Here is a 12,769-nt window from a genome sequence, read left to right on the forward strand (position 1 = left end):
AAGAGGCCGCGAACTCCGCCGTGCCGAAGGCACGGCCAGAGACACCGTTCGCGGCCGTCTCGCGTCCGAGCGGTCGAGACAATGCGACGAAGGAGCAAGTATCGGCCGCTCGGGCGCGAGACCCAAGGGGCCGCGAACCCGCCGTGCCGAAGTCGCGGCCAATGACACAGCCAGAGATACAGGAGTTCTGATGGAAGGTATCGATATCGGCGTACCGCCCAGCGGACCCGGATGTGTGGAATGCGAACAGGCGCAAGGATGGTGGGTACACCTACGCCGCTGCGCCCAGTGCGGACACGTCGGCTGCTGTGATACGTCACCGTCCCAGCACGCCACCAAGCACGCCGCCGAAACCGGCCACCCCTTGATTCAGAGCTACGAGCCAGGCGAAGACTGGTTCTGGGATTTCCGCACCCAGCAGATGTACGAGGGCCCCGAGTTGGCCCCACCCCACAGCCACCCCGCGAACCAGACAGCCCCCGGCCCCAAAGGCCGCGTCCCCACCGACTGGCACGACCACATCCACTGACCCGTCCCGCCCGAGCGAGTCCGACGAACAACCCCGCCGTACCGGAAGGCACCGCCAGAGACACAGTTCGCGAGACACGAAAGACCGCGAACCGATCCCCACCGAAGGCAATGCCACAGATACGGACACTCCACGCCCACGCAACCACCACGAAGCGAGTCTTACGAGCGACCGTTCGCGGCCGTCTCGCGTCCGAGCGGTCGAGACAATGCGACGAAGGAGCAAGTATCGGCCGCTCGGACGCGAGACCCAAAGGGCCGCGAACCCGCCGCGACGAAGTCGCGGCCATAGACACAGTCACTCCACGCCCACGCAACCACCACGGAGCGAGTCTTACGAGCGACCGTTCGCGGCCGTCTCGCGTCCGAGCGGTCGAGACAATGCGCCGCAGGCGCGAGTATCGGCCGCTCGGACGCGGGACCCAAGGGGCCGCGAACCCCGCCGTGCCGGAGGCACGGCCAGAGATACAGGACGCGAGACATAAGGGGCCGCGAACCCGCCGTGCCGGAGGCACGGCCAATGTCACAGCTACACTGCACCGAACGCGCCGGGGGGACCGGCGCCTCGAGCCACCGGGGTATTGCACAAGATGAAGCGAATTTCCGCCATCGGCGTCGCCGCTGCCGCGGTGGCCCTCGCATTGTCGGGCTGCGGCGGGTCCGAGGAGTCGACGGACGCGAGCGGCTTGCGCAAGGGCAGTACCGAGATCAGCGCGGGCGCCACGGCGACTACGAGTGCGCGTCCGACGACGGGCGCGGCCGCATCCACCTCGGCCGGCGCCGCGCCGACGACGAGCAAGGCCGTCGATCGCCCGTCGGGTTCGGTGTCGGACACCACGTGCGCGGAGTTCAGGACTTTGGACAGCTCCGCCGAGAAGTCGGTGATCGAGCAGATCTTGGCGGAGAATCCTGACAGTCCTTTCGCGGGTAGCCCGAATGTCGCCCTCGGCACGGCGAAGCTGGTGTGCCTGGCTTCCAGCAATGCCGACAAGACGGTCGCCGCGGCCGCGGGAATCGTCGTCGGACACTGACGCCTCGCCCCGTGCGCGGGCAGAATGGGCACGGTGGCAGAACTGGCGCTCACCGCTCGCTTGAATCCGTCCGCGGCCGATGCCCGGCGCGGGGTGGTGCGGCTGCATCCCGAAGCGCTGACGGCGCTGGGTTTGCGTGAGTGGGACGGTGTGACCTTGGTCGGCGCGCGGCGCACGTCCGCGGTGGCGGGTGTCGCGCCCGCGAATACGCCCGCGGGGGTCGCGCTGCTCGATGACGTGACGTTGTCGAACGCGGGTGTGCGCGAGGATGCCACGGTGGTGGTCGCGCCGGCGACGGTGTTCGGCGCCCGGCATGTCTCGGTGACCGGTTCGGCTCACGCGACCCGCAGCATTCCGTCCGCGACCTTGCGGCAGGCGCTGTTGGGCAAGGTGGTGACGGTGGGCGACGCGGTGTCGCTGCTGCCGCGCGATCTCGGTCCCGATATTCCGTCCTCGGCGGCGAGTCAGGCGCTCTCGCGCGCGTTCGGGATCGCGTGGACGACCGAGCTGCTGACGGTGACCGCGGTCGATCCCGGTCCGGGTCCGGTGAGCGTGCAGCCGAATACCGCGGTCGCTTGGGGTGCGGGTGTGGTCGCGGCGATGGACGCGGCGGCGCGGGCGGCGGCGGGCGAGTCCGCGCCGACGGGGGAGACGGCGCACGCGGCGGCGGCTTTGGACACGCTGACCGTCGCGGATGGTTCGGGGACGGCGCGGGGCGAGGTCACGGTGGTCGCGCGCGAGGATCTGGTCGGCGCGCACGCCCAGGCCGCCAAGCTCGCCGAATGGCTCAGTCTGGCTCTGGACGAACCCGAGTTGCTGCGGACGCTCGGTGCGACTCCGCGTTTGGGTGTGCTCATCACCGGTCCGGCGGGTGTCGGCAAGGCGACCTTGGCGCGTTCGGTTGCCGCGCCGCGTCGTGTGGTCGAGGTGGACGGTCCGACGGTCGGCGCGGCCGAGAGCGGCGCGCGGTTGCGCGAGGTCGCCACCGCGGTGGCCGATGTTGGGTCGGGGCGGGGCGGGATTCTGCTGATCACCGATGTCGACGCGCTGCTGCCGTCGACGGCGGAGCCGGTGGCGACGCTGATCCTCGACCAGTTGCGGGCGGCGGTGGCCGAGCCGTCTGTGGCATTCCTGGCGACCACCTCGAATCCGGCGGCGCTGGACGTGCGGCTGCGTGCCCCGGATATCTGTGATCGCGAGCTCGCCTTGAGCCTGCCGACGGCGGCGGTGCGAAGGGCACTGTTGGAGCAGTTGCTGCGCAAAGTGCCGACGGACGATTTGACGTTGGACGAGATCGGCTCGCGCACACCGGGTTTCGTGGTATCGGATCTGGCGGCGCTGTGCAGGGAGGCGGCCTTGCGCGCGGCGTCGCGGGCCAGTCGTGAACAGTCCGAACCGCTGTTGCGCCAGGAGGATCTGGTGGGCGCGCTGAAGGTGATCCGGCCGCTGTCGCGCTCGGGTTCGGAGGAGCTCGCGATCGGCAGTCTCGGACTGGATGATGTCGGCGATATGGTCGAAACCAAACAGGCGTTGACGGAATCGGTGTTGTGGCCGTTGCGCCACCCGGATTCCTTCGCCCGCCTCGGTATCGATCCGCCGCGCGGCGTGCTGCTGTACGGGCCGCCGGGGTGCGGCAAGACCTTCCTGGTTCGCGCGCTCGCCGGTACCGGCCAGTTGAGCGTGCACGCGGTCAAAGGCGCGGAACTGATGGACAAGTGGGTCGGTTCCTCCGAGCGGGCCGTGCGCGAATTGTTCCAGCGGGCAAGGGATTCCGCCCCGTCGCTGATCTTCCTCGACGAGGTTGACGCCTTGGCGCCGCGACGCGGGCAGAGTGCGGACTCGGGAGTGGGCGATCGGGTCGTCGCGGCGCTGTTGACCGAGTTGGACGGGGTCGAGCCGCTGCGCGATGTGGTGGTGCTCGGCGCGACGAACCGGCCGGAACTCATCGATCCCGCGCTGTTGCGGCCGGGCCGGTTGGAGCGGTTGATCTTCGTGCCGCCGCCCGATGCCGAAGCGCGGCGGGAGATCCTGCGCACGACCGGTCGTTCGGTGCCGCTGTCGGCCGATGTCGACCTGGCCGCGCTGGCCGCCGACCTGGACGGATATTCCGCGGCCGACTGCGCGGCGCTGCTGCGCGAGGCGGCGCTGTCGGCGATGCGCCGTGACGTGAACGCCGCGGATGTGACGGCGGCCGACGTCGCGGCGGCACGCGCGGTGGTTCGCCCGTCGCTCGATATCGAGCAGGTGCTGTCACTGCGGGCATACGCCGACAATCGAGGTTGATCCGCAACTAATCAGCTATTCAGCATTACCGGCCCGGGGCAGCGGTTTCGTCCCGCGCGACATGTCACGACGAGCATTCGGCAATCCCGGAGTCCGACCGCGGACGCGAGTAGATTCGACGGGGTGCGACGCATCGGCGAGACATTCGACACGATCACGGCGTTCTCCGGCGCCGCGGTCGCCGGGGTCACGCTGCTGCTGCCCATCACGTTCGCGTGGTCCGGGGAGAGCACCCCGTACCGGCTGGCCAGTCTGTACGACAGCGTGCCGCGCGGGGCCACCATCGGCGTCGTCGTCGCGGTGACCGTGGCCGTGCTCGCGCACACCTACGGCAAGCCGTGGGCGGCCTGGATGTCGGCACTGGTGGGCGCGTTCGGCCTGTTCGTCAATCATCTTGTCGGACATCATGTTTCCACTCCCGAATTGCTCACCACCCAGAACTACATCGATTCGGTACTCGGGGGCGTGCTGTTCGGCGCGCTCGGCGTGGCCGTACTGCGCAGACCGCTGCCCGCCTTCGGGTTCGCCCTCGGCTGCGTCGGCTTCTTCGTCTTCGGCGACCTCGCCGAACTGCTGGCGATCCAGGCGCAGGACCCGTACGCCGTCCTGGAGACCCCGCCGCGCTGGCTCATCGGCGTCACGCTGCTGCTGGTCCTGCTCAGCACCGTGCGCAACAGCGCGCCGTCACGGCAGTCGCGGATTTCCGACGAGCCGGCGGAACTGCCGATCGCGCCGATCATCGCCGCACTGGTGGTGGGTCTCGTGGTGCTCACTGGCGCCGAATGGCTGACCCGCCAGTACGACCGCGAGGGCGGGCACACCATCGATATCGCCTTGGCCGTCGCGGCGACGGTGATCGCCGCGACCGTGGCCGCCATGCTGCTGCCGCGCCGCGACGGCGCGGGCGTGCTGCTCGCGGTGAGCCTGGTACCGGTGGCGGAGTCGCTGGGTGCGGCGCCGCGTCCGTGGTGGATGCTCGCGGCGATTCTGGTGGCGGGCGGAGTCGGCATCATCGCCGGTCTGGAAGTGCCATCCCCCGGGTTCGGCCTGTTCATGACGGCGGCGCTCGCGGTGTATTCGATATTCGCCGCACCGCACGACACCGCGGCGCTGCGCACGATCGGCAGTGTCGGGCTGGCGCTGATCGCGGGCTACTGCTGCGGCGCGGCCGCACCGCGCTACGCGCCCGGCGGCGTGCTGGCGCTGGCGGCCCTGTTCTTGCCCTCGGCCGTGTCGGCGCTGCCGCAGGAGGGCGAACTCCCGGCCCGTGACGCCACCGCGGCCGTCGGCACGTCGGGCCGAACCGCGCTCGTGATCACCGTCGGCTGCGCGATCGGACTGGCTGTGCTGCATCGGTTTCGGCTCCCGACCCGCCCCGATACCGCCGCGACCGCTCCGACCGGAGCGATAGCGGATATATAGCCAATCCGCGGATACATGGCGTACGACATAGTACGCGGACCCGCGAAAACTCCGATATCCACATAGGGTTAACTGGCAGTACCCCGCCGCTACAACCCGACGGAGTGCAGTTTGCTCGCTATCCTGCTCGCGCATGTTCTCGCCGCTTTCACGGCACCGTTGTGCGTGCGGGTATTGGGACGCAACGCCTTCTACGTCTTCGCTCTCGTGCCGATCGGGAGCTTGTGCTGGGTGATCGCGAATTGGGATAGCACGCAGCGGGTTCGGATCACGTGGGCGCCAACGATACGGATGGACATCGAGCTGCGCTTCGATTCGCTCGCAGCGGTGCTGGCCGCGCTCGTCCTCGGCATCGGCGCGCTCGTGCTGGCCTACTGCGCCCGGTATTTCGATGACGACGAACCGCGCCTCGGCGTCTTCGCCGCCCAGCTCATCGGCTTCGCCGGCGCCATGTTCGGCCTCGTGACCAGCGACAACATGTTGCTGCTCTACGTATTCTGGGAGGTCACGACAGTCCTGTCGTTCCTGCTGGTCGGCCACGACGCCGAACGGGCCGCCAGCAGGCGCGCCGCGATACAGGCGCTGCTGGTCACCGGCGCGGGCGGACTGTCCATGCTGGTCGGCATCGTCATACTCGGTCAGCGCGGCGGCAGTTATCTGCTGTCCGACCTGTTGGCCCGCGAACAGCCGCCCGGCGGGGTCGCGGTGTCGGTGGCGGTGGCGCTGATCCTGGTCGGCGCGCTCAGCAAGTCCGCGATCGTGCCGCTGCATTTCTGGTTGCCGGGCGCGATGGCGGCGCCGACCCCGGTCAGCGCCTATCTGCACGCGGCGGCGATGGTCAAGGCGGGGGTCTACCTGGTGGCGCGACTCGCCCCGGTCTTCGCGCAGAGTCCACCGTGGCATCCGCTGGTGCTCACCCTGGGGCTGGTCTCGATGCTGCTGGCGGGCTGGCGCGCGCTCCAGGTGACCGACCTGAAATTGGTGTTGGCCTTCGGCACCGTCAGTCAGCTCGGCTTCCTCATACTGCTCGTCGGTATCGGCACCCCGTACGCGGCGCTGGCCGGCGTCGCGATGGTGGTCGCGCACGCGCTGTTCAAGGCGTGTCTGTTCATGGTGGTCGGCATCATCGACCACGGCGCGGGCACCAGGGATCTGCGCGCACTGTCCGGGCTCGGCCGGCGCGCGCCCGTGCTGTTCGGCGTGGCGAGTCTGGCGGCGCTGAGTATGGCCGGGCTCCCGCCGCTGTTCGGCTTCGTCGGCAAGGAGAGCGCGCTCGGCGCAGTCCTCGACGCCGACAACCTCGCCACGCCTTCGCGGATGGCGATGTTGGTCGGCGTGGCGTTGGGTTCGGCGCTGACCGTCGGATACAGCGCCCGCTTCATCTGGGGCGCCTTCGCGACCAAGTCCACCACCGTGGACACCGGACCGTCCGCCGCACGCTGGCACGCCCCCGGGGCGCTGCTGCTCGCGCCGCCCGCACTGCTCGCGCTCGCCGCATTCGTCGCGGGTCCGGCCGCGGGCGGGATCGACGGTCTGCTCGCCCCCTACGCCCGCACGCTGGGCGAGCTGTCCGAACACCTCGCGCTGTGGCACGGGCTCACCGCCCCGCTCGGACTGACCGTGCTGATCGTGGCCGCGGGCGCGGCGTTGTTCCTCGAACGCGGCCGCATCATCGAATCCGGCCACCACATCCTCGGCAATGCCGACCGCGCCTACGACGCCACCCTGCGCGCCATGGACCGGCTCTCCCTGCGCATGACCGGTGCGGTGCAGCGCGGATCGCTGCCGCTGAGTCAGGCGACCATCCTCGGCACCCTGACCGTCCTCCCGGTGTTGGCGCTGGCACTGGGCACCCGGACCGGGGTGCGACTGCGGCTGTGGGATTCGCCGCTGCAACCGGCCATCGCCGCGATCATGGTCGCCATGGCACTGGCCGCGACGGTGCTGCGCAATCGATTGGCCGGCGTTCTCGTCGTCGGCGTGACCGGATACGGCTGCGGTGTCGTCTTCGCCCTGCACGGCGCGCCCGATCTCGCCCTGACCCAATTCCTGGTCGAGACCCTGACCCTTGTCGTCTTCGTCCTGGTCCTGCGGGCCTTCCCCGCCGAGATCGACGAATCCCGCACCGCCGACTTCAAGGCGCGCCGCGCACTGCTCGCCGCCGCCGTCGGCGCGACCGTCGCGACGCTGGCCGCCTTCGCCACCGCGGCGCGCTCCACCGAGCCGATCTGGCATCGCATTCCCGAAGCCGCCTACACGTTCGGCGGCGGCAAGAACGCGGTGAACGTGCTACTGGTCGATATCCGCGCCTGGGACACCCTCGGCGAGGTCTCCGTCCTCATCGTCGCGGCGACCGGTGTGGCCTCCCTGGTGTTCCGCACCCGGCGGTTCGGCGCGGCGCCGCGCGCCGCCGACTCACCGCGCTACGACCCCGACCTGGTCAGCTGGCTGCCCGCGGCCCGGCTCATGGCCCGCGAGGACCGCTCGATGGTGCTCCAGATCACCACCCGACTGGTCTTCCCCACCATCATGGTGCTCTCGGTCTACTTCTTCTTCGCCGGTCACAACGCGCCCGGCGGCGGATTCGCCGGCGGACTCACCGCCGGACTCGCACTGACCCTGCGCTATCTCGCGGGCGGACGCTACGAACTGGGCGAGGCGCTGCCGGTGGACGCCGGTCAGGTACTCGGCGCCGGACTCGCGCTGGCCGCGGGCACGGCGGCGGGGTCACTGCTGCTCGGCGCGCCGCCGCTGTCCTCGGCCATCGTCGAGATCACCCTGCCGCTGATCGGCCACGTCAAACTTGTCACCGCGTCGTTCTTCGACCTCGGTGTCTACCTCATCGTGGTCGGACTCGTCCTCGACGTGCTGCGCAGCCTCGGGGCTCGTCTCGACAGCGAACTGTCCGAGGCCACCGAATCGACGGCGGGGCATGGCCGATGACCTCGAATCTGACACTGTTGGTGCTGATCGGCGTGCTCGTCGCGTGCGGGGTGTATCTCATCCTGGAGCGCACCGTTTCGAAGATGCTGCTCGGCATGATCCTGTTCGGCAACGGGGTGAATCTGCTGATCCTCACGGTCGGCGGACCCGGTGGCGACCCGCCCATCGGCGCGGGTTCCGAAGGTGACCACGAGGGTATGGCCGACCCGCTGGCGCAGGCCATGGTGCTGACGGCCATCGTCATCACCATGGGCCTCGCGGCCTTCGTACTCGCGCTCGCCTACCGCGCCTACATGCTGACCACCAGCGACGACGTGCAGAACGACCCGGCGGATCTCGAGGTCGCCACCCGCCACGAGGGAGAGGACCCCGAACAATGAGTCCGTCCTCCGCACTGCTGCCCGTCCTCGCACCGCTTCCCGTCCTGGTGCCGCTGCTCGCCGCCGCCGCGACCCTGGTCTTCGGCAGGCGGCCGCGCACCCAGGGCGTCGTCGTCTTTCTCGCGCTCACCGCGGTCGTGGTGATCAGCGGACTGCTGCTGTATCTGGCCGATCGCGACGGCACCGCCGCGGTGCAGGTCGGCGGCTGGGACACCCCGATCGGCATCACGCTGGTGGTGGACCGGCTCTCGGCGGCCATGCTGCTGGTGTCCTCGATCGTGCTGCTCGCGGTGTCGGTCTACGGTTCGGGACAGAACATCCGCGACGGTGGCGCCCGCCAGCCCACTTCCATCTACCGGCCCACGTATCTGGTTCTGACCGCGGGCGTTTCGGCGGCCTTCCTGGCCGGTGACCTGTTCAACCTGTTCGTCGGTTTCGAGATCCTGCTCGCCGCCTCCTTCGTGCTGCTCACCGTCGGCGCGACGGCGCAACGCATTCGGGCGGGCGTGGCCTATGTCATGGTGTCGATGCTGTCATCGCTGATCTTCCTCATCGGCATCGGATTGGCCTACGCGACCACCGGCACACTCAATCTCGCCCAACTCGCGCTCCGCATGGATGTCGCGCCGGAGGGTGTGCGGACCTCGGTGTACGCGGTGCTGCTCGTGGCCTTCGGCATCAAGGCGGCGGTGTTCCCGCTGTCGAACTGGTTGCCCGACTCCTATCCGACCGCGCCCGCGCCGGTCACCGCGGTGTTCGCGGGTCTGCTCACGAAGGTCGGCGTGTACGCGATCATCCGCACCGATTCGCTGCTGTTCCCCGACGGCGGTTTCGGCGCGGTGCTGCTGTGGTGTGGTCTGCTGACGATGCTGATCGGCATCTTCGGCGCGATCGCGCAGAGCGATATCCGCAGGCTGCTGTCGTTCACGCTGGTCAGCCATATCGGCTATATGATCTTCGGTGTCGGACTCGGGTCGGCGGCGGGCCTGTCGGGCGCGATCTACTATGTGGCGCACCATATTCTGGTGCAGACCACGCTGTTCCTCGTGGTGGGTCTGATCGAACGCCAGGCGGGATCGACCTCGTTGCGCCGGCTCGGCGGACTGGCCGCGGCCAGTCCGCTACTTGCGATCCTGTTCCTGGTACCCGCACTGAATCTCGGTGGCATACCACCGTTCTCGGGCTTCATCGGCAAGGTCGCGCTGCTCCAGGCGGGCGCCGCCGACGGCGGTGTGGCGGCCTGGGTGCTGGTCGGCGGCGCGGTGGTGACCAGTCTGCTCACGCTGTACGCTGCGGCGCGGGTATGGGCGAAGGTGTTCTGGCGGCCGCGCTCGGAAGCTCCCGAAGGTCACCTCGCGGCCGCGAATCCGCCCACGCTCATGGAGGTTTCCGAGGATGTGCGCTACGACGAGCGCATCGATCCCGGCCGCATGCCGCCGCTCATGCTCTTGCCCACCGCGGCGCTCACGGTGGTCGGACTCACGCTGACCGTACTGGCCGGGCCGATCCTCGGCATAGCCGACCGCGCCGCCGCCGAACTGCATGATCCGTCCGTCTACATCGGCTCGGTGCTGGGCAATGCGGGGGCGCCGCGATGAAGGCCCCGGTGACTCGCGACAACGTGGTGCGAATCAGTCTGCTGGCGTGGCTGACGCTGGTTTACATGGCGCTGTGGGGCGATCTCAGCGTCGGCAATCTGCTGGGCGGACTCGCGGTCGGGTTGATCATCATGGTCGCGCTGCCGCTGCCGTTGCTGCCGATCAACGGGCGGTTCAATCCGCTGCCGCTGCCCGAATTTCTCGTTGTGAGCGCCTATTACGCCCTCGAATCCAGTTTCCAGGTGGCGTGGCTGGCGATTCGGCCCGCGCCGACACCGGTGTCGGGGGTGCTGCGGGTGAGTCTGCGCACACGTTCGGATCTGGTGCTGGTGCTGTGCACCGATCTACTGAATCTCATTCCCGGCACGATGGTGCTGGAGATCGACCGGCAACGCTGCGTCGTCTACGTGCACGTACTGGACGTGAGCAGCGACGCCGCGGTGGACAAGTTCTACCGGACCACCCGCAGGGTCGAACGGCTACTGATCGATATCTTCGAGCGGCCGGTGTCCGAATCCTCGACCGGAGGTGCATAGATGGCCGTCGTCGCCGTCATCGCGGCCGTTCTGCTCATCGCCGCCGCCCTGATCACCGCGTATCGCATTCTCGCCGGACCCAATACGCTCGACCGGGTCGTCGGCATCGACTCGCTCGTCGCGATCGCCGCCTCCGGGTTGGCGGTGTGGGCGGCCTACAGCGGTGACACTGCGGTGATTCCCGCGATCGTCGCGCTGGCACTGGTGGGTTTTCTCGGTTCCGCCGCGGTGTCGCGTTTCCGGGTCAGGGACGACCGATGATCGCCCTCGAATGGATCGCGGCCTTGTTCATCCTGACCGGCGCCCTGCTCGCCCTCACCGCCGCCGTCGGCATCCTGCGCTTTCCCGACACCCTCACCCGCATGCACGCCGCCACCAAACCCCAGGTCGTCGGCCTCATTCTCATCCTCACCGGCACCGCCATACATATCCGCTCCGACGCCAACGCCTGGATGCTCATGCTGGTGGCCCTCTTCACCCTCCTCACCGCACCCGTCATAGCCCACCTCATAGGCCGCACGGCGTACCGCGAACAACGCCACCGAGACGGCCTGCTCCGAGTCAACGAGCTCGGCGACGAGGTCGACTGACCGAGGACGTCGTCCACCTCGTCGAGAACGGCACCGCCGCCCGGCGCTTTCGCTACCAGTAGCGGGCGGCGGGTTCCGGTATTGAGGCGGGGAATTCGTCGGAACCCGCGAACCAGGTGGCGTGGAAGGCGGCGGCCATGGCCGCGAGCAACGCGAGAACGACGGTGCCCGCGAGGGCGGAGTATTCGGCCATGGGGACCGCCAGGTAGCGGTAGGAGAGCAGGAGGGCGGCGAGAGTGGCGGCGCCGCCGGCCACCAGGCGGATGCGGAACCAGCCCCAGCCGCGTTCGGGGGCGCGCAGGGCGGATTCGACGGTGAGACACAGAACGGCGCCCGCGACCAGGTCGACGCCGTAGTGGTACCCGAAGCCGAGGGTGGCGGCGAGGGTCGCGAGCAGCCAGAACGCGCCGCCCCACCGCAGCCACGCGGGGGCAGGCGCGCCGTCGAGGTCGCGGCGGGTGTGCAGGAAGACCGACAGCGCCCACGCGGTGTGCATGGAGGGCATGCAGTTGCGTGGGGTCACGGTGTCGAACGGCAGGGCCGAGGGGGTGCGGTCGACCGGCGGGACGACAGCGGGCCAGAAATCGCCCACTTGCAGACCGCGACCGTCGGTACCGAAGGCGAACATGGGGCCGACGACGGGGAACAGCAGGTAAACGACCGGCCCGAGTAGGCCGAGAACGAGAAAGGTGCGCACCAGATAGTGCGTTGGCCATACTCCGGCCGGCACCACACGGCGCAACTGCCACACCGCGACCACGATCGCCGCCACCGGCAATTCGATGTAGACCCAGTGCAATACCGCGTACACGACCGGTCCGAGCGCGTCGAGCACTCGGCCCATCACCCACGACGGATCACCGAGCGCGTGGTCGGCCAACCGGAGGTACTCGTCGAATACATCGGGCCGCGCTACCACCGTCACGTGCAGCCACACGTCGCCGATCTTGGTCGCCAGGATCAGCAGCGCGCCGAGAGCCGCCGCACGCAGTGCGTTCGCGCGCTCCCGGCCCTCCCACCGCGACAACGCCACCACCGCGATGCCGCTGAGGACGATCACGGCGCCGTTGCCGACCGCGAACGGCTCGCCCGAGAGCACCCGGGCCCCGGCCCACAGCGCATCGATCGCGACCGCGACGCCCACCGCGATCACCCGGCGGCGCATGGGGATTCCGATCAGGGCCAGCACCAGACCCGCCCACGGCACCGACATCGACTTCGGCGTGCCGACGTAGTCGCGCCACAGACTCGCCAGCGGCCCGTCGAAACCCTGCCGGGCCGCGGCCACCTGGAGGGCGACCAACAGCACGGGAACGGCGCAGACCACGGCCACGACCCGTATCCGCCGTAACGGGGGTCGCCACACCGCATTTCCTACGCTGGAACCCGGAACTTCGACAAGCACTCGACCATAGTAAACGGAAGATGAACGCAGCCCCCCTGGCGAACTGAACGACA

General features: G+C 69.2%; 11 protein-coding genes. 10 read left to right on the top strand and 1 reads right to left on the bottom strand.

Annotation, left to right across the window (positions count from 1 at the left end; genetic code table 11):
• Positions 1 to 190: 190 nt before the first annotated feature.
• The 10 genes from APZ21_RS06560 to mnhG all read left to right on the top strand — a co-directional run bounded on the left by APZ21_RS06560 (position 191) and on the right by mnhG (position 11,311).
• Positions 191 to 529: a UBP-type zinc finger domain-containing protein gene (locus APZ21_RS06560; RefSeq protein ID WP_054812326.1), complete on the top strand. Its 339-nt coding sequence runs from the start codon at positions 191 to 193 to the stop codon at positions 527 to 529.
• 589 nt (positions 530 to 1,118) lie between these two features.
• Positions 1,119 to 1,559, top strand: coding sequence for a hypothetical protein (locus tag APZ21_RS06565; RefSeq protein WP_054812327.1), 441 nt, complete (start codon positions 1,119 to 1,121; stop codon positions 1,557 to 1,559).
• Between the two features lie 24 nt (positions 1,560 to 1,583).
• Positions 1,584 to 3,842, top strand: a complete 2,259-nt coding sequence (locus APZ21_RS06570) for an AAA family ATPase (RefSeq protein WP_054812328.1) — start codon at positions 1,584 to 1,586, stop codon at positions 3,840 to 3,842.
• A gap of 123 nt (positions 3,843 to 3,965) precedes the next feature.
• Positions 3,966 to 5,264 carry a hypothetical protein gene (locus APZ21_RS06575; protein ID WP_054812329.1) on the top strand — a complete coding sequence of 433 codons (1,299 nt, stop codon included), beginning with the start codon at positions 3,966 to 3,968 and terminating at the stop codon, positions 5,262 to 5,264.
• A 111-nt stretch (positions 5,265 to 5,375) separates the two neighbouring features.
• Positions 5,376 to 8,207 carry a Na+/H+ antiporter subunit A gene (locus APZ21_RS06580; protein WP_054812330.1) on the top strand — a complete coding sequence of 944 codons (2,832 nt, stop codon included), beginning with the start codon at positions 5,376 to 5,378 and terminating at the stop codon, positions 8,205 to 8,207.
• Positions 8,204 to 8,587: a Na(+)/H(+) antiporter subunit C gene (locus APZ21_RS06585; RefSeq protein ID WP_054812331.1), complete on the top strand. Its 384-nt coding sequence runs from the start codon at positions 8,204 to 8,206 to the stop codon at positions 8,585 to 8,587. The genes APZ21_RS06580 and APZ21_RS06585 overlap by 4 nt, the downstream gene beginning before the upstream one ends.
• On the top strand, positions 8,584 to 10,185 hold the full coding sequence (locus tag APZ21_RS06590) for a Na+/H+ antiporter subunit D (RefSeq protein WP_054812332.1): 1,602 nt from the start codon (positions 8,584 to 8,586) through the stop codon (positions 10,183 to 10,185). The genes APZ21_RS06585 and APZ21_RS06590 overlap by 4 nt, the downstream gene beginning before the upstream one ends.
• Positions 10,186 to 10,193: 8 nt before the next feature.
• Entirely contained in the window at positions 10,194 to 10,721 is a 528-nt protein-coding gene (locus APZ21_RS06595; protein WP_082392901.1) for a Na+/H+ antiporter subunit E, read from the top strand.
• The gene (locus APZ21_RS06600; protein ID WP_054812334.1) at positions 10,722 to 10,982 is read left to right on the top strand and encodes a monovalent cation/H+ antiporter complex subunit F; all 261 of its coding nucleotides are present in this window, start codon (positions 10,722 to 10,724) and stop codon (positions 10,980 to 10,982) included.
• Entirely contained in the window at positions 10,979 to 11,311 is a 333-nt protein-coding gene (gene mnhG / locus APZ21_RS06605) for a monovalent cation/H(+) antiporter subunit G (protein WP_054812335.1), read from the top strand. The genes APZ21_RS06600 and mnhG overlap by 4 nt, the downstream gene beginning before the upstream one ends.
• Before the next feature lie 52 nt (positions 11,312 to 11,363).
• Here the strand turns inward: mnhG and APZ21_RS06610 are convergent, their stop codons facing one another.
• Entirely contained in the window at positions 11,364 to 12,653 is a 1,290-nt protein-coding gene (locus APZ21_RS06610) for a phosphatase PAP2 family protein (RefSeq protein ID WP_156370803.1), read from the bottom strand.
• Positions 12,654 to 12,769 lie beyond the last annotated feature (116 nt).

It is taken from the genome of Nocardia arizonensis, from assembly GCF_001310275.1.
GTDB classification, from domain to species: Bacteria; Actinomycetota; Actinomycetes; order Mycobacteriales; family Mycobacteriaceae; genus Nocardia; species Nocardia arizonensis.

What these genes read in the sequence shown, in the direction of transcription:
- mnhG (WP_054812335.1), top strand. Translation starts at nt 10,979, where the DNA reads ATGATCGCCCTCGAATGGATCGCGGCCTTGTTCATCCTGACCGGCGCC.
- APZ21_RS06585 (WP_054812331.1), top strand. Translation starts at nt 8,204, where the DNA reads ATGACCTCGAATCTGACACTGTTGGTGCTGATCGGCGTGCTCGTCGCG.
- APZ21_RS06570 (WP_054812328.1), top strand. Translation starts at nt 1,584, where the DNA reads ATGGGCACGGTGGCAGAACTGGCGCTCACCGCTCGCTTGAATCCGTCC.
- APZ21_RS06590 (WP_054812332.1), top strand. Translation starts at nt 8,584, where the DNA reads ATGAGTCCGTCCTCCGCACTGCTGCCCGTCCTCGCACCGCTTCCCGTC.
- APZ21_RS06600 (WP_054812334.1), top strand. Translation starts at nt 10,722, where the DNA reads ATGGCCGTCGTCGCCGTCATCGCGGCCGTTCTGCTCATCGCCGCCGCC.
- APZ21_RS06560 (WP_054812326.1), top strand. Translation starts at nt 191, where the DNA reads ATGGAAGGTATCGATATCGGCGTACCGCCCAGCGGACCCGGATGTGTG.
- APZ21_RS06565 (WP_054812327.1), top strand. Translation starts at nt 1,119, where the DNA reads ATGAAGCGAATTTCCGCCATCGGCGTCGCCGCTGCCGCGGTGGCCCTC.